The sequence below is a fragment of the Streptomyces gilvosporeus genome, from assembly GCF_002082195.1.
GTDB lineage: Bacteria > Actinomycetota > Actinomycetes > Streptomycetales > Streptomycetaceae > Streptomyces > Streptomyces gilvosporeus.
The window spans coordinates 7144585-7169186 of sequence record NZ_CP020569.1 but is presented as its reverse complement, the minus strand read 5'-3'; the positions used below and the strand labels follow the sequence as shown (position 1 = coordinate 7169186).

Below are 24602 nucleotides of genomic sequence, written 5' to 3'. Positions count from 1 at the left end.
GGTCAGCGCGTGGTCAGACTCCAGGCCAGTGCCAGCGCCGCCGCCGGGGCCAGTGCGCCCACCGCCCAGCGGATGGCCCGGTATTTGGCGGACAGGATCGCGCTGACGTCCACGGCCTGGACGAGCAGCCAGCGGGCCGGATCGCGCCCGGCCTCGGCGACCTCGGCGGACAGCCGCGCCAGATCGTGGGGAGGCAGCAGATCGCCGAAGAACGTCACCCCGTCCTGGGTGCGGACCGTCGTGGTGCGCGGCATCAGCGCCCGGACCAGCGCGGTCACCGCGACCGCCCAGAGCACGCCCGCGACGATCAGCGGGATGTCGGCGGGCCCGCGCCAGTCGGGCGCGCCGTGCCACCCGATCAGGAAGGCGGGCAGCGCCAGCGCCCCGGAGAGCAGGACGGCCGCCTTCGAGTCGGCCCGCCCGAGGTCCTCCCGGACGGTGTTCAGCAGCCGTTCGGCGATGCGCTCCCCCGTCCGGTCGTGGCCGTGCTGACCCCCGTCCGGCACCGTCACGACCGGATCGGGGGAGGTGTGCGCCCCGCCGTCGGCGGTCATCGGTCCTCCTCCGCCCAGGACCATCCGTCGTCGCGGCTGCGGCGACGGCGCGGCGGCTCCGGTCCGTCGTCCTCGTCCTTGTGCGACGGGGACGGGCGCCCCGCTCGGGAGGGCGGTTCGTCGGCCACCCAGTCCGGGACGAACGGCTCGGGCTCGCCCGGCTCCAGCCGCGGGGTGTCCCGGCGGGCGGGCAGCGCGCCGATGGGGCCCTGGACGCTGTGGCGGCCCCGGTTGAGGAGCTGGAGCGCCTGGGTCTCCACGTCGGTGGAGTGGATCTGGCCGCTCTCGACCATGGCGAAGAGGCGGTCGACCCGTTCCTTCTCGTCGGCTCTGCCCTCCTGGCGGATCTTCTCCAGGAACTCCTTGGCCGCCTCGGGTTCGGCCGCCAACATGTAGCTGAGCTGGTCCAGTTCCCCGCCCTGCAACATCGTCCGGAAGGTGTTCTGGTGCACCCGGGTCAGCTCCGCCGAGGCGTGCGCATCGCGGATGCCGTCCATGTGATGGATCGTCTTGTCGTCCACCCGCAGGCGGACGTACAGCCGCACCCGCAGGCCGAGGTCGGCGCCCAGGTCGTCCCAGCGCCCGCCGGCGCAGTTGCGGGTGATGGCGCGGTCGGCCTGTTCGGCCTTGGCCACCGGGAATTCCGTACTGACCTCGCGCAGCCGCTCCAGGGTGGGGGCGGTGAGCCGCTGGGCGACATCGGTCACCACCTCGGTCGCGGCCAGATGCGGATCGCTGACGGTCCAGTGGATGTCCACCTCGGCCTTGAAGAACGTGGTGCCGCCCGCGGCCGGCAGCTCCATGTGGAGCGTCGTCTCGAAGGTGCCGAGCGCGATCTCGCAGACGGTGTGCGGCCGGGCCAGCGCCCGTTTGTCGTGGTGCCGGATGCCGGAGACGGTGGCCACGCTGTAGCCGCCGTTCCGGTAGAACAGCACCGAGGCCGTCCGGGCACTCGTGTGCCGGAAGGGACCCACCGGCGCGTACTCCCGCAGGAACGGGCCCGCCGGCCCGGCGCCGACCGCTCCCCCGGCCACCGCCGCGTCCTCGTGCTCAACCATGGCTCTCCTCCAGGTCCCTCTCACCCGTCCGGTCCCGCGGGCCGACGGCGAGCCACCACAAGGAGCGCGCCTGCGCGTCGGGGAGCGGATTGTCCGGATCGTTCATCATGCGGCGCAGCAGCCAGTCCAGCCGCCGGCGGTCGTGCCCCTCGCTCATCAGCGCGGGCAGCAGCGCCGCCAGACCCGGCTGGGTCCACGGCGTGCCGTCCTTGCGCACGGCGGTGCGCAGCAGGGCCTCCAGCGCGTCCATCGCCACTTCCTGCGATCGCGCGGTGTTGAGCGCGGTCCACATCAAGTCGGCCATCGGGCGCACGAGTTCGGGCCGCGCGGCGGCGAGTGCGAGCGGCAGCGGCCAGTCGCCGCGGTCGCCCGACGTGGGGCCGGGTTCATCGTGCAGCACCTCGTCCACGTCGGTGACGGCGAGCCGGACGGTGGTCACCAGACCGAGGTCCTGGTACGCCTCGCGCTTGTGGTGGGTCCACTCGGCCATCCGCCGCAGCACCGTCGCGCTGTCCGGGAGCGCCAGCAGGCGGACGACGTTGAACGAGGCGACGTCCAGCTGCTCGCCGTCGTCGCGCACCCCGATCCGGGCCAGGGCGTCGAGCGCGTCGTCGGTGGTGGCCGCGGCGTTGCCGTAGCCGAGCGCCATCGCCGCGGTCCAGCGCAGGGACTTGGTCCCGTACCGGCTCCAGTCGTCGACGAGTTTGCGCACCGCCTTGCGGTGCGAGGCGTGGCCGGCGGCCTGGTCGATGGTGGTGGCCGCGAAGATCTTCCGTCGCTGGGTGGACGCCTCGGCCAGCGGGCGGATCAGCTCCGCGTACCCGTGGTCGAAGTCCCGTACGCACAGCTCCCCGGCGGCCACCGCGGCGCGCATCCACACCTGGGGGCGGGGGTCGTCGGCCAGCAGCCGCAGCCAGCGGACGACCGGTGCCCGGACGGGGAAGTGACGGTCCCAGATCTCGGTCAGCACCGCCGACGGCAGGGCGGCACCGCGGTACCAGATCAGCTGGGCGGCCACCTCGGCGCCCGCCACCTCGACCCGGCCGTCGGTCAGTTCGGCCCGCGAGAGCGCCCGGTCGGATTCCGGGTCGTCGCAGAACAGCGGGCGGGCGGGGGTGGTGTCCGGATCGCTCTGTACGGACAGCTCCCAGGTCAGCAGGTGCGCGGCGGCGGCCACGGCGCTGTGCGAGGCCCCGCCCAGTACGGCGAGGGCGATACGGAACGCCACCGGGTGGAACAGGGCCGCCGTGCCCGGCCGCCGTGCCGTGCTCCCGTCCGTGGCGGGCGGCGGCACGGCCAGCGCGCGGTCCACACCGGCGAACCATTCATGGGCCTGTTCCGCGGCGAGGCTGCGGCAGCCGGCCAGCAACTCCTCGTAGGTGACGTCCTCCAGCAGATGCCCGGCCAGCAGCGAGGCCAGCAGTTCGGCCTCGGCGGGGCGCAGGTCCGCCAGCCCGACCGCGTCCCTGACCTCCTTGCGATCCGCCAACTCCTCGGCCCGGCTCAGCAGTTCGGCGACCCGTGCACCGCCGTCCGGCGCGCCGGGTTCGGCCGCGGCGGCAGCGTCCGCCAGCCGCTCGCGCAGCCGGGTGGTCAGCAACTCCTGTGTGGGCACCGGCGGGCAGAGCATCCCGTACCGCCCGGCCAGCAGCGGGTTCGCCGTCGATCCGACCGTCACGACGATCACCGCGAACGAGGCGCGCTCGTCCAGTGCCGCGGCCAGCCGGTCCAGGTCCATCGCGTCCGGCGGCTGCGCACCGGGTGTGGTGAGGGCGAGTTCGAGCAGGTATCCGGTGCCGTGCCGCTCCTCCAGCGAGGCGGCCAGCCCGCGCACCCCGCCGTCCGCGCCGTTCCCGCCGTCCGGATCGACCCGCAGCACCCGGGGGCCGGCCCCGGACTCGGTGCCCTCCCCCACGGGCGCGGTGACCTCGTCGAGGAGGGACAGCGCCGTGCTGGTGCGTCCGGTGCCGGGCGCGGCGCCGAGCACCAGCAGCCGACGGGCCCGCAGCGCGGTGCGCAGCCGCAGATACCCCTCCGGCTCCACATGGACCCGGCGCAGCCTGCGCAGTTCGTCGTCGGGCACCGGACCGCTGCGCATCCCCGCGGTGGACTGCCGGGCGTCCATCCGCAGATGGATGTCGCCGATATGGGCGCTCTGGATGAACGAGCGGTCGAAGCTGTTCAGGTCCCGGCCGGTGTCGAACAGCATCCGGGTGGCGCGCCGGGCCCGCGAGGCGGCGGCGAGGTCGGTGGGCCCGTCCTCGCTCTCCTCCCCGGCGAGCGGGTCGCGGGTGTGCTCCTTGAACCGCCCCGCGGCGCGCTCCCGTTCCTTTTCCTTCTCCGCCGCCTCGCTGTCGGCGGACTCCCCGCCGCCGTCCCCCTTCTTGCCCTCTTCGCCGCGCTCCTTGCCGTCCCGGTCCTCGCCCCTGGCCTTGTTGCCGGCCTCGGGCGGCGGTCCGTCGGACGCCTTGTGCGGTGCGGGTTCGGCGGCGCCGCCCGGCTGCTCCTCGGCCATCTGCCTCAGCCCTTCCGCCGACCGGCGTCGCCGGTGGTCCGTCCGATGTGTACGGGCTGGTGGTAGACGTTCTCCCGGTGCTGGGACATATCGCCGTGCACGGTGTACCGGGCACCGGAACTCCCGGGCCGCTCGTCCTCGTCCGCATACAGTTCCGCGTCCGCGTCCGCCTCCGGGTCACCGTCCGAGGCAGCAGCGCCCGTCCCGGACGTCTCCTCGACCGCCGACGGATCACCGGCACCCGGATCCGCACCGTCGGGTATCGCCGGCGCGGCCCGCCCGGGCAGGTGGAACCAGGCGGTGACCTCGCCCTCCTTGAGCGCCAGCCGGGCCGGTGCGTAACGCTCGGGTTCGATGTACTTGCCGCCACTGCTGACCACGTCCTCGTACAGCGCCTGGGAGACCACCAGGACGAGGTCGGCCCGCTCGGCGTCCAGCAGCTGCCGGGCGACGGGCGAGTCGGCCAGCCGGCAGGCGAGGTCGACCGCGCGCCCGCTGATGCCCCGGTCGTCGTACCGGACCGGGCCGACATGCATGCCCACCCGCAGACCCAGCGGTACGCGCAGGGCGCGGTTCTCGTCCCGCAGGTTCTCGTGCACCTCGACCATCCACAGGCCGAGCAGCCGGGTCACCGCGATCCGGCCGGCCACCGACAGCAGCACCCCGTCGCCGCGGTCCTCCATGTGGACTGCGTCCCGCGCGACCTTGGCGTGGGTGAGCGCCGCTTCCAGGACCCGGTAGATCCGGGCGCGCATCCGCGGCTTGTCCACGTCGTCGTACTCCCCGGACCGCCGGGCGTCGACGCTGATCACCAACTCGTAGCGCGCTTCGGCGAGTTCCATCGCGTCGTGGTCCACCTCGTGCCCCCTGTCCTGTTCCTTGCCGTCCCCCCTCAGCTTCGGGCCCGGGACGAAGGCCGTCTGTAGCCGTTTACACACGGCGGCGCGGGGCGTTACCCCTGATGGCCGTCCGCGAGGAGCGCGAGCAGCGCGGGGTCGAGGATCTCCACCATCCGGTTGCCGGTGCGCACGATGTGCTGGGCGCGCAGCAGCCGCAGGGCCTTGGCGACGGCTTCCCGGGTGGCGCCGACGGTGGCGGCCAGTTCGTCCTGGGCGAGGTGGACGACGGTGCCGGTGTGCAACGGGCCCACCCGGGAGGTGGCGTAGGGGCCGGCGGGCTCGGGCCGTGACAATTCGGCGAGGCGGCTGGCCAGTCGCTGCAACACGGTGAGCGAGGCGAGCGCGGACCGCTCCTGGTCGGCGCTGCGGAGCCGGAAGGTGAGCTGACGGATCACCAGGCCGCTGACGCGGGGGTGCAGGGCGAGAAAGCGACGGAACGCGTCGCCGGGTATGAGCTGCACCTCCACCGGGCCCAGCGCCCGCACCGTGGCGCTGCGCGGATGACTGTCCAACGCGGCCATTTCACCGAGGAGTTCGCCCGGCCCCCGCAGTCCGAGAATGAGCCGGGTGGCGCCACGGTCCGTCGACACGGAAACGGTGGCCCAGCCCTGGAGGACGATCAGGACGTGGCGGGACCGGTCGCCCTCCGCCAGAAGATGGGCATCGGCGGGATAGCGCTTACGGATCCCGAGGGCCATCACGCTCTCGTTTTCCTGAACTGTCAGAGCACGCGCGAACGCCAGCTCATCGCCGAGCAGCCCCATGGCCACTCCCCCCACGGCAGTCAGAACGGCTGATTTTCGTAGGTGTCGATGGTCCCAGAGCGGCACTCCAAGTGGCTTGAATTGCGCCACTTTGTGCATACCAGTCGGTAGTCGCCGAACTACCAGCTAGCCCGTGTGCACGCCCCGTACCCCTGCCACTTCCTCCCCACCCGCACCAGGTCACAGGAGCAACCGGCCCACAGGCTTGGCGAAAACTCGGGTTTTCCCCGACGGGGCCCGCGTGGCGTCCCCTCAACCGACAACTCGGGCCACACCAAAAGGAGTTGGCCATTCCGTGAGGCCCCCGTACCACCCCAAAACCGGCCACCCCGCGACCCGCCGACGGGCCGAGTCCGAAGGGTGGGACGGGGGTGGCCGCGGCGGCCGTCAGCCCTTGGCGGGACCCAGCTGAACGCAGCACTCCCAGGGGGGCGGGGCGAGGACCGCCGCCACGCCGCCGGCCTTCAGGCCCTCCAGATAGCCGGAGATGAAGGCGTGGTTCATGCCGACCGGGGCCGCGCCCTCGGACAGGCCCCACCCGTCAAACAGGCCCTGCCCCGGCATCCGCTCAGTAGTCCAGCCGCGGAAACCAGTCGCCGCGGCCCTGCGGGGTGAGGTCGAGGAGGTGCCAGACGGGGGCGAGGAGGTCGATGCCGCGCTGGTCGATATCGGCGGACAGGCGGGGGTGTACGGAGTAGAAGTGGCGAGGGGTGCCGTCGGGGTCCCGGGTGAAGACGGAGAGGGTCGAATCCTGCGCGCCGTCCTCGTCCTCGCTGCCGAGGTCGTACTTGAACGTGCTGTCCCCGCAGCTCAGCAGCCTCAGCCGATGCCAGCCGCGGTTACGGGCGTGCTGCCGCAGGGCGGGCGGGTCGGCGGCCGCGGCGATGGCGAAGTCGATGTTCCGGGCGATGTGGTGGGCGATGCCGTTGTAGCCGTCGATCCACAGGGTGCACATCGGGCAGGGCTCGGTCTGCTTCTTGCCGTACATGAGGTGGTAGACGATCAACGGGCGGTCCGGTGCGGTGAACAGCCCGCTCAGGGAGACCTCGCGGACCGGCTCGTCGCCCGCGGCGAGATCGGCGGGGCCTTCGATGAAGACGTAGTCGTCGACGGCCGGCCCCGGCGGGAGCGCGCGTCGTTGCGCGGCGATCCGTTCGCGGTGACGCATGAGGTCGATCTCGGCCAGTCGGAGCTCTTCCCGGGCGGCGAGGTAGGCCGCCGATTCACCGGGCAGTCTGGTGTGCCGCATGGCGCCCTCCTGGGGTGGCGATCCCCCCTGGCCTCCCAGTCTAGGGCGCGGGGCAGGGCCGTTCGCGGCGTAGGCGGCGGCGAAAACGGTTTCCCGGCCCTGTGCGCCGGGTGAGAGGTTGGGCCGTCAGCGCAGCGGACACGAAAGGAAAGGTGAGCACGGTGAAGATCGCGGTGGACGACCTCTCCGGGCCCGAGATCGCCCGGTTCCTGCGGGAGCACGTCCGGCAGATGCAGTCGGTCACGCCGTTGGAGAGCAAGCACGCCCTCGATCTCGACGCCCTTCGCTCGCCGGACATCACCTTCTGGTCGGTGACCGACGGGGACGCCCTGGTGGGCTGCGGTGCGCTCAAGAGGCTGGATGCGGGGCACGCGGAGCTGAAGTCGATGCGTACGGATCCCGCGCGGAAGCGGAGCGGGATCGCCTCCCTGCTGCTGGAACACATCATCGCGGAGGCCGGTCGCAGGGGCGTGCGGCGGCTGAGCCTGGAGACCGGCGCGACCGCGTTCTTTCTGCCGGCGCGGAGGCTGTACGAGAAGTTCGGATTCCGGGAGTGCGAGCCGTTCGCGGACTACCGGCCCGATCCGAACAGCACGTTCCTGACCAAGGTGCTCTGAGCGGTCTGACGGCAGAGGCGCCGCCCCTGCGGGGCGGAACCCGTTCGGCGTAACAGCCGTCGCCCCGCTGCCCGCTCCATGGCGCACTGGGAGAAGCGGGGGGAGCCGGCGCGGCGCGGCCCTCGCGTTCCGTCAAAGGAGTCGCCATGACCCTCTCGCCCTTTACGGCCGTCCCCTTGGACATCGAAGACGACCTCGCCGTCCTGCCGTTCGCCGCGTTCTCCCGGCAATTCGCCCAGGCCCTTGCACCGCTCATCCGGTTCACCCTCGGGCCCGCTCTGCGCGACCACCCGAAGTGGGGGCGGAGAATGCCGTTCGATGTGCCGCGCTACGGATCGGCGCCGTCCTCCGGGCATGTGTGCCGGCCGGATATCCTCCTGACCGCGCAGGGGCCCAAGGTCTGCGAGATGGATTTCGTTCCGGCCGGGCGCGGCTGGCTGCTGGCCGCCCTGCCCGGGGAGTCCGACCGGCTGGCCGTCGTCGAGGAATTCGCCAAGTGGTACGCCGCCCTGGGGGAAAGTCGGGTCTATTACGCGACCGGGACGGTGACCCAGAGCAGAGAAGAGACCGGCCTTTTCGCCAGGGCCATGCGCGAGATGCTCGGCTTCGACATCCGGGCGGTCGACATCGATACGGACCGGATCGGCACCGATGGGCTGGTCGACCGGCTCTTCTACCGCTCCGAGCTGGCACAGCCGCTCACCCTCGACCGTCACCGCGTCATCACCGCGGAGCCCTGGCTGGACTCCAAGATGATTTTTGCCGTGCTGCACGACCGGGAAATGACCGCGCTCCTGGAGGAATCCCTGGGCCGGGAGAATCTTTCGTTCCTGCGGCAGACGTGCGTCGAATCGTATCTCGTGGAAGATGTCCGGGACGGCGTCCGCGAAGATATCCGGACGGCCGACGGCGACTCCGTTCCCGGTCTCCAGGACCGTGGCGAATGGGTCATGAAGGCGACCGAGGTCGAAAACTACTGGAGTTGGGGATCGCGCAGTGTGGTGCTGGGCAGAACGCATACCCAGGAGCAATGGGATGCGTATCTGCGGGGAACGAGTCCGCATCAGAAAATGCTCGGGCACCGGCCGGTCCTCCAGAGGTTCGCCGAGTCCCTGGACTTCGCCGGCCTGTGGAATGCCGCCATCGACGGTTCCCTGAAGACGTCCGATCCGACGGCCCTGGGAAAGAGCCGCGATCTGACCTCCCGTCGGCCCGCCCAGGAACCCGTCGTCGGACGACTGGGGCTGTCCTTTCTCGTCAGCCATGTCACGGGTGAGGTGGGCGTCTCACCGCTGGGAAATCTGTGTCTGCGGCAGAACCCGCTGGCGCATATGGAGGGCGATGCGCTGTCGATGGCGTTCCGGCCGTCGCCGCGCGCGCCCCGCTGAAGCTGCCGTCCGCCCGCTGAGCCTCACGGCAGCAGCGGCCCGCCCAGCGCCTGCTCCGCCCAGATGATCTTGCCCTCCGGCGTGTACCGCGTGCCCCAGTGCTGGACGAGCTGGGAGACGAGGAACAGGCCCCGGCCGCCTTCGTCCTCGGTGGCGGCGTAGCGCAGGTGGGGGGAGGTGCTGCTGGTGTCGGAGACCTCGCAGATCAGGGTGCGGTCGTACAGGAGGCGGACGCGGATGGGGCCGGTGGCGTAGCGGATGGCGTTGGTGATGAGTTCGCTGACGACGAGTTCGGTGGTGAAGGCCGCCTCCTCCAGGCCCCAGCGGCTCAGCTGGCGGGTGAGGTCCGCCCGGGCGTCGGCCACGGCCGCCGGGTCGGAGGGGACCTCCCAGTCCGCGATGCGCTCGGGGTCGAGCATGCGGGTGCGGGCGACGAGCAGGGCGATGTCGTCGCGCTGACGGGCGGGGAGCAGGGCCCCGAAGACGGCCTCGCAGGTCTCGTCGGGGGTGCGGCCGGGGTGCGCCAGCACGGTGGCGAGGGTCCGCAGGCCGGTGTCGATGTCCCGCTCGCGGTCCTCGACGAGGCCGTCGGTGTACAGGACCAGGCTGCTGCCCTCGGGCAGGTGGAGGTCCACCGCCTCGAAGGGCAGACCGCCCAGGCCCAGCGGCGGGCCGGCGGGCAGCTCCGGGAACTGCACGGTGCCGTCGGGGTGGACCAGCGCCGGCAGGAGGTGCCCGGCACGGGAGAGGCTGCATCTGCCGTGGGAGGGGTCGTAGATCGCGTACAGGCAGGTGGCGCCCGCCAGTACGGCGTCCTGGTTCGCCGTGACCGCCTCCTGGTCGATACGGGTGACCAGCTCGTCCAGGTGGCTGAGCAGTTCATGGGGCGGCAGATCGAGGGTGGAGAAGTTCTGCACCGCCGTACGCAGCCGGCCCATGGTGGCGGCGGCGTGCAGCCCGTGGCCGACGACATCGCCGATGACCAGGGCCACCCGGGCACCGGGCAGCGGAATGACGTCGAACCAGTCGCCGCCCACCCCGGTCTGCGCGGGCAGATAGCGGTGGGCGATGTCGACCGCGTTCTGTTCGGGCAGACCGCGGGGCAGCAGGCTGTGCTGAAGGGTGACGGCCATGGCGTGCTCGCGGGTGTAGCGGCGCGCGTTGTCGATGCATACGGCGGCCCGGGCGGCCATCTCCTCGGCCAGGGAGATATCGCCCCCCTCGAAGTGCGGCCGGTCCTGGGCGCGCCAGAAGTTGGCGATGCCCATGAGGACGCCGCGCGCCTGGAGCGGAACGGTGATCAGGGAACGGCAGCCGTACTGCACCAGCCGCTGGAACCGCTCGGCGTCCTGGGCGAACAGGTCGGCGGCCTTGGTCAGATCGCCGACGAGGACGGACCGGCCGGTGACGAAACCGGTGGCCATCGGGGTGGTCGCGGGGTAGGTGTGCAGTTCGCCGGCCCGGTAGAGGGGGTGGTCGTCGCGGATGCCGGCGAGCGCCGCCCGGCGCAGTTCCGGCGCCTCGCGGTACGAGCCCACGGGCGGCTCCGCGCCGATGAGGACGGGTTCGGCGAGGTCGACGGTGACATAGTCGGCGAACCAGACCACGGCGACCTCGGTCAGCTCCTGGGCGGTGCGCTGCACATCGAGGGTGGTGCCGATGGTCATGCTCGCGTCGTACAGCAGCCGCAGCCGGCTCTGGGCGGACTCGGCCTTTCCGGCGAGGGCCAGCAGTTCGGTGGAGTCGCGCAGGGTGGCGACGCTGCCGGGCGGGCCGCCGCGGCGGTCGGTGGGCCGGTTGTTCACCGCCAGCAGCCGGTCGCCCAAGGGCAGCACCTCGTCGGTGGCCACCCGGCCCGAGACCAGCAGGTCCGTGACCCGCTCGGAGAGTCCGAGGTCGCTGACCCGGCGCCCCTCGACGTCCGGGGTCAGGCCCAGGAGCCGGCGCGCCTCGTCGTTGGCGAGCAGCACCCGGCCGCCGCCGCTGACGATGATCACGCCCTCGCGGACGGCGTGCAGCACCGCGTCGTGGTGCTCATACATCCGCGTCATCTCCGCCGGGCCGAGCCCATGGGTCTGGCGCCGCAGCCGGCTGCTCGCCAGCGCCGTACCGGCCGTGGCGAGGGCCAGTCCGGCCGCGCCGGCGCCGAGGACGACCGGCAGCTGGCGGTCGATCGCGCTGCTGACGCGGCGGACCTTCAGACCGGAGGACACCATGCCCACGACCCGGCCTTTGGCGTCGAAGACCGGGACGACGGCCTGCACCTCGTGGCCGAGGGGCCCGTGGACGGTTTCCAGGGTGATGTGGCCGGCGAGCGAGGGCTTGATGGTGCCGACGAAATGCTTGCCGATCTTGCTCGGCAGGGGGTGGGTGAAGCGGATGCCGTCGCGGTTCATGACGACGATGAAGTCGACGCCGCCCGCCTTGCGGGCCGCCTCGGTCAGCGGCTGGAGGATCTTGGAGGGGTGGGGGCCCTGCATCGTCGCCACCAGGCCGGGACTGTGCGCGAAGGCTTCGGCGGCGGCGAGCGAACGGCCGCGCGCGCCCGCGAAGCGGTCGCTGCGGGACTGGATCAGCAGGGTGGTCACCGCGGCCACGATGAGCAGCAGGACGACGGTGATCTGAAGGACGAACATCTGTCCGGCGACGCTGCGGATGCTCAGCGCGGAGCGCACGCGCCGCGCTGAGGGCTTCGACGAGCCGTTCCGCTGCTCCTTCCGGTCGCCGCGGCCCGGGCGCCGACCGGTGACCCAGCGCCCCGAGGGTGGCCACGGGAAGCGGCCGGAGATTCGGGCCATGCTTCATGTGTACCCCGCGCCCAATCCGTCCGATACGCACCACGCCGCTTATCGCATGACTGTGCGACGGAGTGTGGGCGGCCGATGCGGTCGTGACGGGGGTGATCGCGACCCCGCGGTCACTCCCTGTGTCGGGCCGAGCGCGCGTCCCCCGCCGGAAGGACGCGCACCCGGGAAAGCGCGGCGGGCGTCAGCCGCTCTGTTGCAGCCGCCCCAGCGACGCCACCAGTCGGTCCACCTCCTCCGCCGTGTTGTACAGCGCGAGCGAGGCGCGCGCCGCGCTGTGCAGGCCGTAGTGGGCCAGTGCCGGCTGGGCGCAGTGGTGGCCTGCGCGGATCGCGATGCCGTCGCGGTCCAGCCAGTCGGCGATCGCCGCCGGGTCGTGTCCGGCGAGGGTGAAGGTCAGAACGGCGATCCGGTCGGGAGCCGAGCCGAGCAGTTCGAGCCCCGGCAGGGCGGTCAGGGCCCGGCGGGCGTAGTCCAGCAGCGAGGTCTCGTACGCGGCGACGGCGTCGCGGTCGAAGGAGGTCAGCCAGTTCAGCGCGGCGAGCAGGCCGACCACGCCGGCGATGTGCCCGGTGCCGGCCTCCAGCCGGTGGGGAACGGGGGCATAGGTGGTACGGGTGAAGTCCACCGATTCGATCATGTTGCCGCCGCCCTGCCACGGCGCCATCTCCCGAAGGATCTCCGGTTTCGCGTACAGGGCGCCGATGCCCGTGGGGGCGAACAGCTTGTGGCCGGAGAACACATAGAAGTCGGCGTCCAGCTCCTGCACGTCGACGGGGAAGTGCGCCACCGCCTGCGCCCCGTCGACCAGCACCTTGGCCCCGTAGCGGTGCGCGAGCGCGGTCATCTCGCGGACCGGGGGGACGGTGCCGAGCACATTGGACGCCTGGCTGACCGCCACCAGCCGGGTGCGCATGGACAGCAGTCCTGCGTAGGCGTCCAGGTCGATCTGGCCGTCCGGGCGCAGCGGTACGGGGACCACCCGGGCCCGGGTCGCCTTGGCGAGCAGCTGCCAGGGGACGATGTTGGAGTGGTGCTCCAGCACCGGGACCAGGATGTCGTCGCCGGGGCCGAGGTTGCCCCGGCCCCAGCTCTGGGCGACGAGGTTGACCGCCTCGGTGGTGCCCCGGACGAAGACGATCTCGTCCGGCGACGGGGCGCCCAGGAACCTCGCAACGGCCTCCCGGCCCGCCTCGTACGCCTCGGTGGCCTCCCGCGCCATGGTGTGCGCGCCGCGGTGGATATTGGAGTTGGCCGTGCCGTAGAAGCCGGTCAGCGCCTCGATGACCTGGCGCGGCTTGTGGGTGGTGGCGCCGTTGTCGAGCCAGACGAGCGGATGGCCGTTGACGGTGCGGTGCAGGGCCGGGACGTCGCGGCGGGCGCGTTCGGGCGAGAAGGCGGGCGGTGGAGCGGTCCGCCCCTCGGGCGCCGTGGACGGCCGTGCACCATCAGCCTGCCGCGCGCCCTCAACCTCAGGAATAATCATGGTAGTTGGACACCTCGACGTTCTGGAGCACCGCCAGCGCGTCCTCCACCAGCACCGCGCTGTTGAAGTACGCCGTCATGAGGTACGAGGTGATGCCCTTCTGGTCGACGCCCATGTTGCGCATCGCCAGGCCCGGTTCGACCTCGTCGGCGACCTTGGCGGGCCGCAGACCCACCACGCCCTGCTCGGCCTCGCCGACCCGCATCAGCAGGATTTCGGTGGTGCCGGTGCCCGCACCGCCGGAGAAGCGCACCTTGTCGGAGGGCAGCAGGGGTACCCCGCGCCAGCTCAGCAGCGGGCTGCCGAAGCGGGTGTCGATGACCGGGGGCACGCCCCGGCGGGTACATTCCCGGCCGAAGGCGGCGATGGCCCTGGGGTGCGCGAGGAAGTAGCCGGGGTGCTTCCAGACGCGGGAGAGCAGTTCGTCGAGGTCGTCGGGGGTCGGGGCGCCGGTGCGGGCCTGGACGCGCTGCCCCGGGGCGACGTTGTGGAAGAGGCCGAATTCGGGGTGGTTGAGCAGCGAGGCCTCCTGGCGCTCGCGCAGGGCGTGCACGGTGAGGTTGGCCTGGGCGCGGGTCTGGTCGACGGGCCCGTTGTAGAGGTCGGCGACCCGGGTGTGCACCCGCAGCACGGTCTGGGCGAGGGTCATGTGGTACTCGCGGGGCTCCTCCTCGTAGTCGACGAAGGTCCCCGGGAGGTCGGGTTCGCCGGTGTGGCCGGCGCTGAGGTCGACCGGCACCTCGGCGCCCGGCAGCACCCCGTCCGCGGCCAGGTAGGCGTCCACCGCGCCGCGTAGCGCCGGGTCGCGGTCGCAGAGCGCGTCGAGCACCCCTCGTTCGATGCACAGCGCCACGCCCGGGGTCAGCGCCTTGACGCGGTAGGGCAGGGGTTCGGCGCGGGTCCAGGCGTCGAGGTCGAAGAACTGGCCGTCGCCGATCACTTCGAGCACCGCGTCCTCGCCGTAGCGGCCGTGGGCCCGCTTCTCGGCGCGGCCCTGGACGAGGACCCACAGCCGGTCGTGCGCGTCGCCGTCCTCGGCCAGCAGCTCCCCGGGGGCGAAGGCGACCTCCTGGAAGGCGTCGGCGAGTTCGGCCAGCAGTGCGTCGTCGGCGTCCCGCAGATACGGCAGCTCGCGCAGGTCGCCGGGGATGACGCGCGGCGATCCGGTGTCGGTGTGGGTGCTGATGCGGTCGTCGCCCAGGACGTAGGTGCGGCGGCGGTTGACGCGGAAGACGCCGGATTCCACGTCCACCCAGGGCAGGGCGCGCAGCAGATAGCGCGGGGTGATGCCGCGCATCTGCGGGGTGGTCTTGGTGGTGGTGGCGAGCTGCCGTGCGGCATCCGGGCCGAGACTCATCCGATCGTTCACGGGTCCTCCTGGGAAAGGGGGTGGACGGTGACACGCGGACCGGGCATGCCGGAGTGACGGCCGACGGCCGGTGGTGGGGCATGCCGGAGCGAGAGTCCCGATCGTCTGGCCGTGCCGCCGCCACCGGCAACCGGCCGTGGTCCGGCACCCGGCCGGAAACACCCCCTGAGCTGGGCCGTCGCTTCCGTACAGGTGACCGACTACCGTGCGTGGCAGCCCCGCCACCACCTGGGCAGCCGACGGAATTTCCCCTTCCACCGGCGGGGTGGCCGCCGCTCCGTACCCCACAACAGACCTGATTTACCCTCATAAGCCTGCTTTGGCGCACCTAAAGGGGTGCTTATGGAGAGGGATTCCGGCCCCGTGGAGCGTGGCGCGGGGCACCCCGGCGGACGGGGCGCCCCGCGGCCCTCACCTGGGCAGGGCCTCCGGATAGAACTCCCGCGGACGGCCGTTGGAGTCCTTCAGCCGGCCCAGCAGGCCCGCCGGGTATTCGATCAGCCAGTAGCTGGCCGCCGCCACCGGCAGCGCCGCCAGCACGACGATGACGACGGCGAGCGGGAAGCCGGCCTGGCCCCCGGGCAGCAGACCGGCGTCGTGCAGCTGCACCATCACCGGCTCGTGCCAGATGAACAGGCTGTAGCTGACCAGCCCGACGGCGGCGAGCCAACGGCCCGTCAGCAGACGGTTCCAGATGGTGTGCCGACGGACGTGGACGGTGCCGAAGAGCAGCACGAACCACAGCGCGGAGGCGAGCGGGTGGTAGAAGGTGAAGGCGACGTTCTCCGGGGCGGAGACCAGGGAGAGGGTGTAGAGGCCGGCCACGGCGAGGGCGCACAGCGGGAGCGCCGCGCGGGCGGTGAGCCGGCCGCGCCCGCCGAGCGCGACGGTCAGCACGGCCAGTCCCATCCCGGCCGCGAAACCGCCGAAGCGGGCCTGCGGGCCGAAGTAGACGGCCCAGTCGGTGGACGGGACGCCCACCCCGTAGTGCGCGACCGCGATCCACCCGAGCGGTACGGCGAAGAGCACCCCGCAGCCGGCCGCGCACACCGCGATCCGGGCGCCGCGGCGGCGCAGCGGGCGACAGGCCCGTACGGCCAGCGGGCCGAGCACGATCAGGACGCCGTAGAACAGCACCTCCAGGGACAGCGACCAGGTGGGGCCCAGGGTGTAGAAGATCCGCTGCCCGTCGAAGACATGGGTGAAGGTGAGGTGCTCGACCAGGTCCTGCCAGTCGCCCGGCAGGGTCGCGTTGCGGCTGGCCCAGACGACCAGGATCGCCAGGAAGTAGAGCGGCAGGATCCGGATCGCGCGGCGGAAGAGGAACAGCCGGGCCGGGCGGGTGGAGCGGCCGTCGATGGCGGCCCGTGCGTACGACACGGTGAGCAGGTAGGCGGAGAGCACGAAGAAGAGGTCGATGACCTCGAAGGAGAACACCGCTCCCACAAAGCGGTTGCCGACCGGCGGATGGCTGCCGCCGGCGTCGTAGCGGAAGTACTGCTGCCAGACGTGGAAGACGATGGTGCTCAGGGCGGCCAGGCCGCGGAAGCCGTCGATGTCGCGGGCGCGGCTGCGGGCCGGTGCGCCCTCGGGCGGTTGGGGTCCCCTGACGGGGCCGGGGGTGAGGGTTGCGGACGAGGTCACCGTCGGGCCACCGCCTTCGCCGCGGCCCGGGGGGTGACCCGCCACTGCCGGTCGCCCAGCGCCTCCTTGAGGTGGGCCTGCCGGGCGACCATGTTCTTGAAGTGGCTGTAGAAGACGGTCGAGACGAGGAAGTACGACCAGAACCAGCGGCGCCGGGTGCGCAGTTCGGGGACGGCCAGGCGCCAGGCGAAGAGGGCCTGCACCGGCCCGGCGGCCAGCGTGAAGAGCATCGCCAGGACGCACACCGGCACCGCCCAGTCGAAGCGGTCGAAGCCGCCGGTGCGCCAGGCCGAGTAGAGCAGGATGGGCAGGATCTGGAGCGTCAGCCAGGGCTGCACCTCGCGCCAGCCGAGCAGCAGCAGGAGGCCCAGTTTCTGACGGGCCGTGAAGACGGGTGAACGCAGGCCGTGCCAGAGGTGTTTGAGGGAGACCTGGAGCCAGCCCTGGGCCCAGCGGGAGCGCTGGTTCCACAGCGCGGCAAGGGTGGTGGGGGCCAGTTCGCGGGAGATGAGGGTGCGGTCGACGGCGAAGCGGGCGCCCTCGTTCAGGGCGCGCAGGGTGGAGTCGATGTCCTCGGTGAGCATCGAGCCGTGCATCCGGGTGCGGGCCAGCAGATCGGTGCGCCAGAACCCGTTGGAGCCGCCGAAGACGCCGAAACCGTAGAGGCGGGTGCGGCCGGGGTGGCTGACCGCGTAGATCGCCTCGAACTCGACGGCGACCAGGCGGGCGACGCGGGAGCTCTCGCCGTTGCGGATCACGCAGTGGCCCTGGACGACGTCGTAGCCGTTGGACAGCCAGTGCCAGGCGTGCTGGAAGGCGGTCGGGGCCGGGTGGTGGTCGGCGTCGAAGATGCCGACGAATTCGCCGCGGACGCGGGTGACGGCGGCGTTGATGTTCTGCGCCTTGGAGGTCGAGCCGGCGACCGGCAGCAGGACCAGGCGCGGGTCGCGGGCGGCGATCTCGCGCAGGGTGTCCTCGACGGGCAGCGGATGGGGGGTGTTGTAGGCGAGGACGATTTCGAGCTCGCCGGGGTAGTCCAGGCGCAGGAACGATTCGACGGTGTCGACGATGGTCGCGGCCTCGTTGGGCAGGTAGGCGGCGATGACGGCGCTGGCGGGCGGGAAGGGCGCGCCGGGTGTCTCGGGCCGCGGGGTGGAGTCGAGCGCGTAGAGGCACTCCAGGACGATCAGGAGGGCGGAGAGGACGAGTCCGGCGACCACCCCCCAGTACATGTCCGAGCCCAGGTCCCAGCCCAGTGCGTAGGTCTGCCGGTAGAGCGCGAAGGGGACGCCGATGCCGAGCAGCAGCGCCAGGAGCGGGGAGAGCGAGGCGAGGGCGGGGCGGATCAGGGAGCCGAGCGGGCGGCGCCGGCGGCGGTGGGCGGCGGGGCGCATCCAGGGGGCGTAGCGCACCGGGCGCAGGTCGCGGTGGCGGAGCGCTTCGACGGCCGCGTCACGGGCCTTGCCCAGGGCCTGGGTGCCGTTGTCGCATGCGGTCAGCGGGAGGTAGCCGACCGCCGGGGTGAGCCGGACGTTCTCGTCGGCGACGATGAAGCGGGTGCCGGCCGCGGCGGTGGCGAATTTCTCCAGGCCGTGCCGGGCGGTCTCCTCGTCGACGCCGGGCAGCAGCATCAGCAGATGGCCGTCGTCGTCCCATCCGAGCCGGTCGCAGAAGCTGCCGGTGCGCTCGGCGACGCCGGCCAGCCGCTCGGCGACCTCGCGACGCACCCGGGGCCCGAGCCGGGTTTCCAGGGCGTCGGTCTCGGCGACGGCGACGAGGGCGAGGACGCCGCCCTTGCGGCCGGTTTCCGGGCGCTGGAGTTCGCGGTCGAGTTCGTCGAGGAAGTGCGGGTGGGAGTAGAGGCCGGTCCGCGGGTCCTGGAGGAGGTTTTCGACCGGCACGGGTATCCGGCGCAGTTTCGCCTCGATCCGGGCCGAGAGTTCGACCGGATCGGATGCCTCGGGGATGCAGTCGTCGGCGCCCTCGCGCAGCAGATGGGCGACGCCGGCGGGTTCGGTGCCGGCGGTGACCATCAGCAGCGGCAGCGCCTGTCCGGCGGGGACGGTGCGCACCTCGCGGATGACGTCGAGTCCGGGGTGGCCGTGGGCGGGCCGGTCGTCTCCGTCGGCGGGGTCGTGGCGTTCGTCGAGGGCGACGATGGCGTCCGGCGGGGCCTGTCCGACGCGGCGGGTGACGTCGCCGGGCGGGGCCTGGCTGACGTCGTGTCCGGTGGCGCGCAGGGTCTGGGTGAGCCGCTCCAGTCGTGGTCCTGGAGTGCCGACGACCAGAACGTGTCCGCCGGGGCGGGCCGGGGCGGTGTCGGCGTCGGGGACGGGGGTGTGGTCGTCCGCTGTGCCCAGCAGGGCGGTGGGTGAGCCCTGGGAGCGTGTGGGGTGCGAGGTGAGCACCATCGGGGTCCTTTCTGGCAACGAGGCATGCCGAAGCCGGTCCGGGAGCGCGAGGTGCGGCGGTTCGGACCGGGGCGGCAGGGGCGCGTAGGCGTCGATGACGCCGGCCGGGCCGCGGCCGTGGCGGGCCGCCGGGTGACGTGGGGAGTCGCCCGAGCGGTCAGCGAAGGGCGCGCGGTGGCGCGGGGATCATGAGGGGAGAGCGCCGGGGGACAGCATCTGTCAGATTCATGACAAACACCGCTTCACCGGCAGCGACTGTCTCTCCGCGGATCGACCCGGCGCACAGGGGCGCACGGCCAGGGAGCCAGAGGCTGGTGAGCCAGGAAATGCGCGGACGCATTCCAGCAGTGATCGCATATGAAGGGTCCCATCCTGATCGGATTGTGGGGGAGGACCGGATTTCAGTTGTGCCAAAGGATGCCGCGTGGCGGGCCTTCGGGCAACGCCACTCTCGTTGATCACTGTGACGCCGCACCTTCGCCCACGTAACGCTCTCATTACGTCCCGTCGTCATCGCGGTCTCGATGTGTGCTACCGCCCGGTACGTACTACTCCATCGGCTATACACGGCAAGGAGGTTGATGAGCGATATCGGACGATAAGGACCAATTCCCCGCGCAACCTTCGCCGTTCACCCGACAGCCGCCCCGGCGCCTTCGTTTCCCAGGAGATCTGGAGGTTCGTACGTCTGCACCATCTGTTAATCTGCCCGCTCCTGGGTATTCCTCCATCTCCCACCCACCACACCCGTTCATCTCCCGCTCCCAAGCACCCCTTCGCTTCTCCGGGTGCAGCGAGGTGTCCCGCACGTGTACAGCACTCCGTTTTCCCCGCAAGAAGCCCGTTCGGCGCGGGCCCGGGTGGGCCTGACCGCCGCTCAGGTCGCCCAGTCCATGGCCGCGTGCGGCGCCCCGGCCCACCCCGAGTCGATCGAGGCCTGGGAGTACGGCTCCCAAGTGCCGACCGAGGCCCAGCTCTTCGCGCTGGCCGACGTCCTGTGGTGCCCGCCCACGGTCCTGATGGGCGTGGAGCCCCGGACCCTGGCCGAGCACCGGATGGCGCGGCAGCTGAGCGCGGAACGGCTGGCCCAGCTGATCGGCATGGACCCGGACGCCTACCGGCTGGCGGAGGAGGCGCAGCGCTGGAACGGCGACTACCGCCAGACCAAGGCGCTGGTGGACGCGCTGGGGCTGTCGCTGCGCAAGCTCATCGGGGTGATGGGGCAGGTCGACGAGCTGGCCGGGCATCTGCGGGCGGCCATCGAGGGGCGCTGGAAGTCGCATGTCTCTCCGATCATGGAGATCACCACGCTGAACAAGACCCGGGTGAGCGATGCGCTGCGCACGATGCACGGGGAGTTCGCGGAGTTCGCCGAGCGCTACATGGGGCATGTGGTGGCCCGTAACGACGACGCCCGGCTCAAGGAGGTGGCGGCCGAGCGTTCGGCGTATCTGCGGCGGCTCGTCGACCACTTCTGGGATCTGATCGGCGAGGCCGGCGAGGTGCCGCCGTTCAACTCGGTGACGCACTGAGCTAGGGCCTGTCCGATGGGTCAGGGTCGGCGGGCCCGGCCATGACCCATCGGACAGGCCCTAAGCGGCGGCGCGGGGAGTGCGCCGGACGCGGGCGGCGTGGTCGCGGCCCGCGTCCGGCGGCGGCGTCAGTGCGCGGCGAAGCCCGTCGGCGGACCGCCCGGGACCGCGGAACCGTCCGCGGCGTCGTCCTCGATCTCGTCCCAGTCGATTTCCATCGACGTGCGGCGGGTGAAGACGTTGAAGAACAGATTGAGCACGATGGCGGTCAGCCCGCCCAGGGTGATCCCGCTGTCGAGAATCGCCTTCACATCGGCCGGCATCCGGTCGAAGAACGGCGCGACCGCGGAGGGCAGCAGCCCGGCGCCGAGACTGACGGCCAGGATCAGGGCATTGCGCTCCTCGCGCAGGTCCACCTTGCCCAGGATCTGGATGCCGACCGTGGCGACCATGCCGAACATCGAGATGGCGGCGCCGCCGAGCACCGGATGCGGGATCACGGCGACCACCGCGCCGACCTTGGGCAGCAGCCCCACAGCGATCATGATCATGCCGGCCGCGACCACGACGAAGCGGCTCATCACCCGCGACATCCGCACCAGACCGATGTTCTCGGCAAAGGCCACATAGGGAAAGGAGTTGAACACTCCGCCGAGCACGGTGGCCACGCCGTCGGCGCGCAGCGCATTGGCCACGGTGGTGTTGTCGACCCTTTTCCGGGTGATTTCCCCGATCGCATACACATCTCCGGTGGTTTCCACCATCGTGATCAGCATGACAACCACCATGGCGATGATCGGGAACAGCTGGAACTTCGGCATTCCGTAATGGAACGGGGTGCTGACGCCGAACCAGTCGGCATGGCCCACCGCGCTGAAATCGACATCGCCCAGGCACCAGGCGACACCGGTGCCGGCGATCAGCCCGAGCAGAACGGCCAGACTGCTCAGATACGGCTTTCCGATCCGGACCATGAGCAGAATGAACAGCAGTGTGCCCAGGGCGTATGCGAGGTTCTTTCCGGAGGCGTATGCGGGGTGCCCTATCAACTGCGCACCGCCGGCCGCGTCCTGGAGCCCCTGGGGTATGAGGGTCAGGCCGATGATGGTGAGGATCGTGCCGATGACGACCGGCGGGAAATACTTCACCAGCTTGCTGAAGAACGGCGCGAAGAGGAAGGTCGCGATTCCGGCGGTGATGCAGGCGCCGTAGACGACGAGCAGTCCGGCGACGCCGCCGCCCGCGCCCAGGCCGATGGCGATCATCGGGGAGACCGCGGTGAAGGTGACGCCCTGGACCAGCGGGAGCCGCGCGCCGATCCTCCAGATGCCGAACGCCTGGATGATGGAGGCGATTCCGCAGGTCAACAGGTCCGCGTTGATGAGGTAGACGAGCTGGTCGTGGGTCAGCCCGAGGGCGTTGCCGACGAGCAGGGGGACGATGACGGCCGCGGCATAGAAGGCGAGGACGTGCTGGAAACCGTAGAGCGCGAGTTTGCCGACGGGGAGCACCTCGTCGACGGGATGCGTTCTTTGGCCGGAGAACTGCGGGGAGGATTGTCGGGAGGATCGTGCCATCTCTGCCTTGCCTTCACGAGGTAGGTGAATAAGAAGGGAAACCGGCTCCGCCGGGTCCGGAGTCGTGTCCGGACGGCATGGCGGGACCGGTCGGGTCCTACAAAGCCGACGGTGAGCGGTGTTGCCGACACCACGTAGCCCTGCTGCGTATTGTGTCCCGGTTCGACGGGACTTCCTTTGATTGGCCGGGCAGATTCCGGTATTTCCTTGGAATGTGCGAGTGGGCCGATCGGGAGCGCTCACCATAGTTGACCTGGGCCATTTCTCGCGAGTAACCGGCGATCATCTCGTCAAGAGGCCGTCTCGCCTGCGGATTTGCGCCCTTGCCCGGTCCGGGCGAACAGGCGGGGCCCGACCCGCCGCCGTAAAATCCTGATATGGCCATGCGCCCGGACGCCTCCGCGCCGGCACTCCTCGTCGAGGCCGACGGCGGCTCGGTGGTGATGGATCCGCGCCGGACGTACCACGTGGGCCGCGACCCCGCCGGCGAAGTGGTCCTCCACGACGCCCGGGTCTCCTGGCACCACGCGGTGCTGCGGACCGACCACGGCCACTGGCTGCTGGAGGACGAGCACAGCACCAACGGGACCTACGCCAACGGGCGTCGGGTGGAGCACTGCGACGTCGGGCCGGGCAGCGTGATCCGGTTCGGCAATCCCACCGACGGGCCGTGCGCGGTGCTCAGCGGCGCGCCGACACCCCGTACGGACGCGCCGAGACCGTCCGCCGTCTCCTATCCGGCCGCCACCCGCACCTTCCGGCAGCCCAGCTCCGTTCGCCCGCTCCCCCGCGCCGCCCGCACCACCCGGATCGGCCGCGCACCCGGCAACGACCTGGTCGTCGACGATCTGGCCGTCTCGCGCCGGCACGCGGAACTGCTGGCCGGACCGGACGGCTACGAGATCGTCGACCTCGGCAGCCACAACGGCACCTATCTCAACGGGCAGCCCGTCGCCCGCGCCGCGGTCGTCCCCGGCGACATCATCGGCATCGGCCACTCCGCCTTCGCGCTCGTCGGTGAGGAACTCCAGGAGTTCATCGACACCGGCGAGGTCTCGCTGGACGTCCAGGACCTGGCCGTCCACGTCGACCGGGGCCGCAAGACGCTGCTGGACGGCGTGTCCTTCCCCGTGGCCGAGAAATCGCTGCTGGCGGTGGTCGGGCCCAGCGGAGCGGGCAAATCGACGCTGCTCAACGCGCTGACCGGACTGAAACCGGCCGACCACGGCGCGGTGCTCTACGACGGGCGCGACCTCTACCGCGACTACGCCGAACTGCGCCAGCGCATCGGGCTCGTCCCACAGGACGACATCCTGCACTCCCAGCTGACCGTGCACCGGGCCCTGGGCTACGCCGCCCGGCTGCGCTTCCCCGAGGACACCGCGAAGGCCGAACGGCAGGCCCGGGTGGACGAGGTCATCGGGGAACTGGGCCTGGCCCAGCGGGCCACCCAGCCCATCCACAGCCTCTCCGGCGGCCAGCGCAAGCGCGTCAGCGTCGCCCTGGAGCTGCTCACCAAACCCTCGCTGCTCTTCCTCGACGAGCCGACCTCCGGGCTCGACCCCGGGATGGACCGCTCGGTGATGCATATGCTGCGCGGGCTCGCGGACGACGGCCGGACCGTCATCGTCGTCACGCACAGCGTGCTGAGCCTGGACGTGTGCGACCGGCTGCTGGTCCTCGCGCCCGGCGGGCGGATCGCGTACTACGGGCCGCCCGAAGAGGCCCTGCGGTTCTTCGGGTTCACCCAGTGGCCGGAGGCGTTCGAGGCCTTCGAGGCGGATTCCGTACGGGACTGGGCGGGGCAGTACCGCGCCTCGCCGCTGCACCGCCGCTATATCGCCGGCGACTCCCGGCAGCCGCGGCACGCACCCGAGGCGCCGCGCGGCCCGGTGGCCGCGCCCAAGGCGCAGAGCTGGGGCGGGCAGCTGCGCACGCTGATGCGGCGGTATGCGGCGGCGCTGAGCGCGGACCGCACCTTCCTGATCATCATGGTCGCGCTGCCGTTCGTGATGGGCGCGATGGCACATGCGCTGGCGGGCCGCTCCCTGACCCGGGACTCCGCACTCAACGCGCTGCTGATCCTGTGCGTCGGCGCGGTGCTGACCGGCGCCGCCAACGCCGTACGCGAACTGGTCAAGGAACGGACGATCTATCAGCGGGAGCGGGCCGTCGGTCTGTCCCGCTCGGCGTATCTGATGTCCAAGGTGCTGGTGCTGGGCGCCGTGACGGTCGTCCAGGCCGTGGTACTGACCATGGTCGGCCTCTTCGGTGTACGGCTCAACGCCCCCGCCGGAGCCGGGGTGTTGATGCCGCCCCTTGTCGAAATCACCCTGGCCGTGGCGCTGTTGGCGTTCACGGCGATGATGCTCGGCCTCTTCGTCTCCGCGCTGGTGCGCAAGGAGGAGGTCACCATGCCGCTGCTGGTCCTCCTGGCGATCGTGCAGGTGGTCTTCTGCGGTGCGCTGCTGAAGCTGTCCGGGACACCGGGGCTGGAGCAGCTGTCGTGGCTGGTGCCGTCGCGATGGGCGCTCGGTGCGATGGCGGGCACCATCGATCTGCACCGGATCGTGCCGCAGGGCCTCACCGCGGACCCGCTCTTCCAGCACCGGCCGGGGATCTGGCTGCTCGACATGGCGATGCTGATCGTGCTGTCCCTCGTCCTCGGCTTCCTGGTCACCAGGCTGCTGCGGCGGCGTGAGCCCGAGATCATGCGCAAGTAGCGTCGAGGAGCC

General features: G+C 71.5%; 17 protein-coding genes. 4 read left to right on the top strand and 13 right to left on the bottom strand.

Features of this window, described 5'->3' with window-relative positions; translation table 11 throughout:
- Positions 1 to 2 precede the first annotated feature (2 nt).
- The 7 genes from B1H19_RS31760 to B1H19_RS31735 form a co-directional block, all read right to left on the bottom strand.
- Positions 3 to 554 carry a Pycsar system effector family protein gene (locus B1H19_RS31760; protein ID WP_083108214.1) on the bottom strand — a complete coding sequence of 184 codons (552 nt, stop codon included), beginning with the start codon at positions 552 to 554 and terminating at the stop codon, positions 3 to 5.
- The gene (locus tag B1H19_RS31755) at positions 551 to 1612 is read right to left on the bottom strand and encodes a hypothetical protein (RefSeq protein ID WP_083108212.1); all 1062 of its coding nucleotides are present in this window, start codon (positions 1610 to 1612) and stop codon (positions 551 to 553) included. Before B1H19_RS31755 ends, B1H19_RS31760 begins: the two co-directional genes overlap by 4 nt.
- A complete protein-coding gene (locus B1H19_RS31750) occupies positions 1605 to 4127 on the bottom strand; it encodes a hypothetical protein (RefSeq protein WP_083108210.1) in 2523 nt (840 codons plus the stop codon). The genes B1H19_RS31755 and B1H19_RS31750 overlap by 8 nt, the downstream gene beginning before the upstream one ends.
- A gap of 5 nt (positions 4128 to 4132) precedes the next feature.
- Positions 4133 to 4984: a nucleotidyl cyclase domain-containing protein gene (locus B1H19_RS31745; RefSeq protein WP_083108208.1), complete on the bottom strand. Its 852-nt coding sequence runs from the start codon at positions 4982 to 4984 to the stop codon at positions 4133 to 4135.
- 95 nt (positions 4985 to 5079) lie between these two features.
- The gene (locus tag B1H19_RS31740; protein ID WP_083108206.1) at positions 5080 to 5790 is read right to left on the bottom strand and encodes a Crp/Fnr family transcriptional regulator; all 711 of its coding nucleotides are present in this window, start codon (positions 5788 to 5790) and stop codon (positions 5080 to 5082) included.
- Positions 5791 to 6177: 387 nt separating this feature from the next.
- Complete coding sequence (locus tag B1H19_RS38235) at positions 6178 to 6354, bottom strand: hypothetical protein (protein ID WP_203237270.1); 177 nt, start codon at positions 6352 to 6354, stop codon at positions 6178 to 6180.
- A gap of 4 nt (positions 6355 to 6358) precedes the next feature.
- The gene (locus B1H19_RS31735) at positions 6359 to 7039 is read right to left on the bottom strand and encodes a DUF899 family protein (RefSeq protein ID WP_083108204.1); all 681 of its coding nucleotides are present in this window, start codon (positions 7037 to 7039) and stop codon (positions 6359 to 6361) included.
- A 161-nt stretch (positions 7040 to 7200) separates the two neighbouring features.
- Between B1H19_RS31735 and B1H19_RS31730 the strand changes: the two genes are divergently transcribed.
- Together B1H19_RS31730 and B1H19_RS31725 are read left to right on the top strand one after the other, a co-directional pair.
- Positions 7201 to 7656, top strand: coding sequence for a GNAT family N-acetyltransferase (locus tag B1H19_RS31730; protein WP_083108202.1), 456 nt, complete (start codon positions 7201 to 7203; stop codon positions 7654 to 7656).
- Between the two features lie 146 nt (positions 7657 to 7802).
- Positions 7803 to 9044, top strand: coding sequence for a hypothetical protein (locus B1H19_RS31725; protein WP_083108200.1), 1242 nt, complete (start codon positions 7803 to 7805; stop codon positions 9042 to 9044).
- 23 nt (positions 9045 to 9067) lie between these two features.
- On the opposite strand, the gene B1H19_RS31720 is transcribed toward B1H19_RS31725, so the two are convergent.
- The 5 genes from B1H19_RS31720 to B1H19_RS31700 all read right to left on the bottom strand — a co-directional run bounded on the left by B1H19_RS31720 (position 9068) and on the right by B1H19_RS31700 (position 18758).
- Positions 9068 to 11842 (bottom strand): SpoIIE family protein phosphatase, encoded by a 2775-nt coding sequence (locus tag B1H19_RS31720; RefSeq protein ID WP_083108198.1) that lies wholly within the window; start codon positions 11840 to 11842, stop codon positions 9068 to 9070.
- A 190-nt stretch (positions 11843 to 12032) separates the two neighbouring features.
- On the bottom strand, positions 12033 to 13334 hold the full coding sequence (locus B1H19_RS31715) for a cysteine desulfurase (RefSeq protein WP_083108196.1): 1302 nt from the start codon (positions 13332 to 13334) through the stop codon (positions 12033 to 12035).
- Positions 13321 to 14703: a family 2B encapsulin nanocompartment shell protein gene (locus B1H19_RS31710; protein ID WP_083108195.1), complete on the bottom strand. Its 1383-nt coding sequence runs from the start codon at positions 14701 to 14703 to the stop codon at positions 13321 to 13323. The genes B1H19_RS31715 and B1H19_RS31710 overlap by 14 nt, the downstream gene beginning before the upstream one ends.
- Before the next feature lie 411 nt (positions 14704 to 15114).
- Positions 15115 to 16347, bottom strand: coding sequence for an acyltransferase family protein (locus B1H19_RS31705; RefSeq protein WP_237289627.1), 1233 nt, complete (start codon positions 16345 to 16347; stop codon positions 15115 to 15117).
- Complete coding sequence (locus tag B1H19_RS31700) at positions 16344 to 18758, bottom strand: glycosyltransferase (RefSeq protein ID WP_237289626.1); 2415 nt, start codon at positions 18756 to 18758, stop codon at positions 16344 to 16346. The genes B1H19_RS31705 and B1H19_RS31700 overlap by 4 nt, the downstream gene beginning before the upstream one ends.
- A gap of 809 nt (positions 18759 to 19567) precedes the next feature.
- On the opposite strand from B1H19_RS31700, the gene B1H19_RS31695 reads away from it, so the two are divergent.
- Positions 19568 to 20290 (top strand): transcriptional regulator, encoded by a 723-nt coding sequence (locus B1H19_RS31695; RefSeq protein ID WP_237289624.1) that lies wholly within the window; start codon positions 19568 to 19570, stop codon positions 20288 to 20290.
- A 128-nt stretch (positions 20291 to 20418) separates the two neighbouring features.
- Here the strand turns inward: B1H19_RS31695 and B1H19_RS31690 are convergent, their stop codons facing one another.
- On the bottom strand, positions 20419 to 21867 hold the full coding sequence (locus B1H19_RS31690; protein WP_083108190.1) for a nucleobase:cation symporter-2 family protein: 1449 nt from the start codon (positions 21865 to 21867) through the stop codon (positions 20419 to 20421).
- A gap of 377 nt (positions 21868 to 22244) precedes the next feature.
- On the opposite strand from B1H19_RS31690, the gene B1H19_RS31685 reads away from it, so the two are divergent.
- Positions 22245 to 24590 (top strand): ABC transporter ATP-binding protein/permease, encoded by a 2346-nt coding sequence (locus tag B1H19_RS31685; protein WP_083108188.1) that lies wholly within the window; start codon positions 22245 to 22247, stop codon positions 24588 to 24590.
- The last annotated feature ends 12 nt before the right edge of the window (positions 24591 to 24602 follow it).

Bases quoted from the DNA above. Each gene is read 5' to 3' on its own strand.
- B1H19_RS31760 (WP_083108214.1), bottom strand. From the start codon at position 554: ATGACCGCCGACGGCGGGGCGCACACCTCCCCCGATCCGGTCGTGACG.
- B1H19_RS31755 (WP_083108212.1), bottom strand. From the start codon at position 1,612: ATGGTTGAGCACGAGGACGCGGCGGTGGCCGGGGGAGCGGTCGGCGCC.
- B1H19_RS31750 (WP_083108210.1), bottom strand. From the start codon at position 4,127: ATGGCCGAGGAGCAGCCGGGCGGCGCCGCCGAACCCGCACCGCACAAG.
- B1H19_RS31740 (WP_083108206.1), bottom strand. From the start codon at position 5,790: ATGGGGCTGCTCGGCGATGAGCTGGCGTTCGCGCGTGCTCTGACAGTT.
- B1H19_RS38235 (WP_203237270.1), bottom strand. From the start codon at position 6,354: ATGCCGGGGCAGGGCCTGTTTGACGGGTGGGGCCTGTCCGAGGGCGCG.
- B1H19_RS31735 (WP_083108204.1), bottom strand. From the start codon at position 7,039: ATGCGGCACACCAGACTGCCCGGTGAATCGGCGGCCTACCTCGCCGCC.
- B1H19_RS31725 (WP_083108200.1), top strand. From the start codon at position 7,803: ATGACCCTCTCGCCCTTTACGGCCGTCCCCTTGGACATCGAAGACGAC.
- B1H19_RS31720 (WP_083108198.1), bottom strand. From the start codon at position 11,842: ATGGCCCGAATCTCCGGCCGCTTCCCGTGGCCACCCTCGGGGCGCTGG.
- B1H19_RS31715 (WP_083108196.1), bottom strand. From the start codon at position 13,334: ATGATTATTCCTGAGGTTGAGGGCGCGCGGCAGGCTGATGGTGCACGG.
- B1H19_RS31700 (WP_237289626.1), bottom strand. From the start codon at position 18,758: ATGGTGCTCACCTCGCACCCCACACGCTCCCAGGGCTCACCCACCGCC.
- B1H19_RS31690 (WP_083108190.1), bottom strand. From the start codon at position 21,867: ATGGCACGATCCTCCCGACAATCCTCCCCGCAGTTCTCCGGCCAAAGA.
- B1H19_RS31685 (WP_083108188.1), top strand. From the start codon at position 22,245: ATGGCCATGCGCCCGGACGCCTCCGCGCCGGCACTCCTCGTCGAGGCC.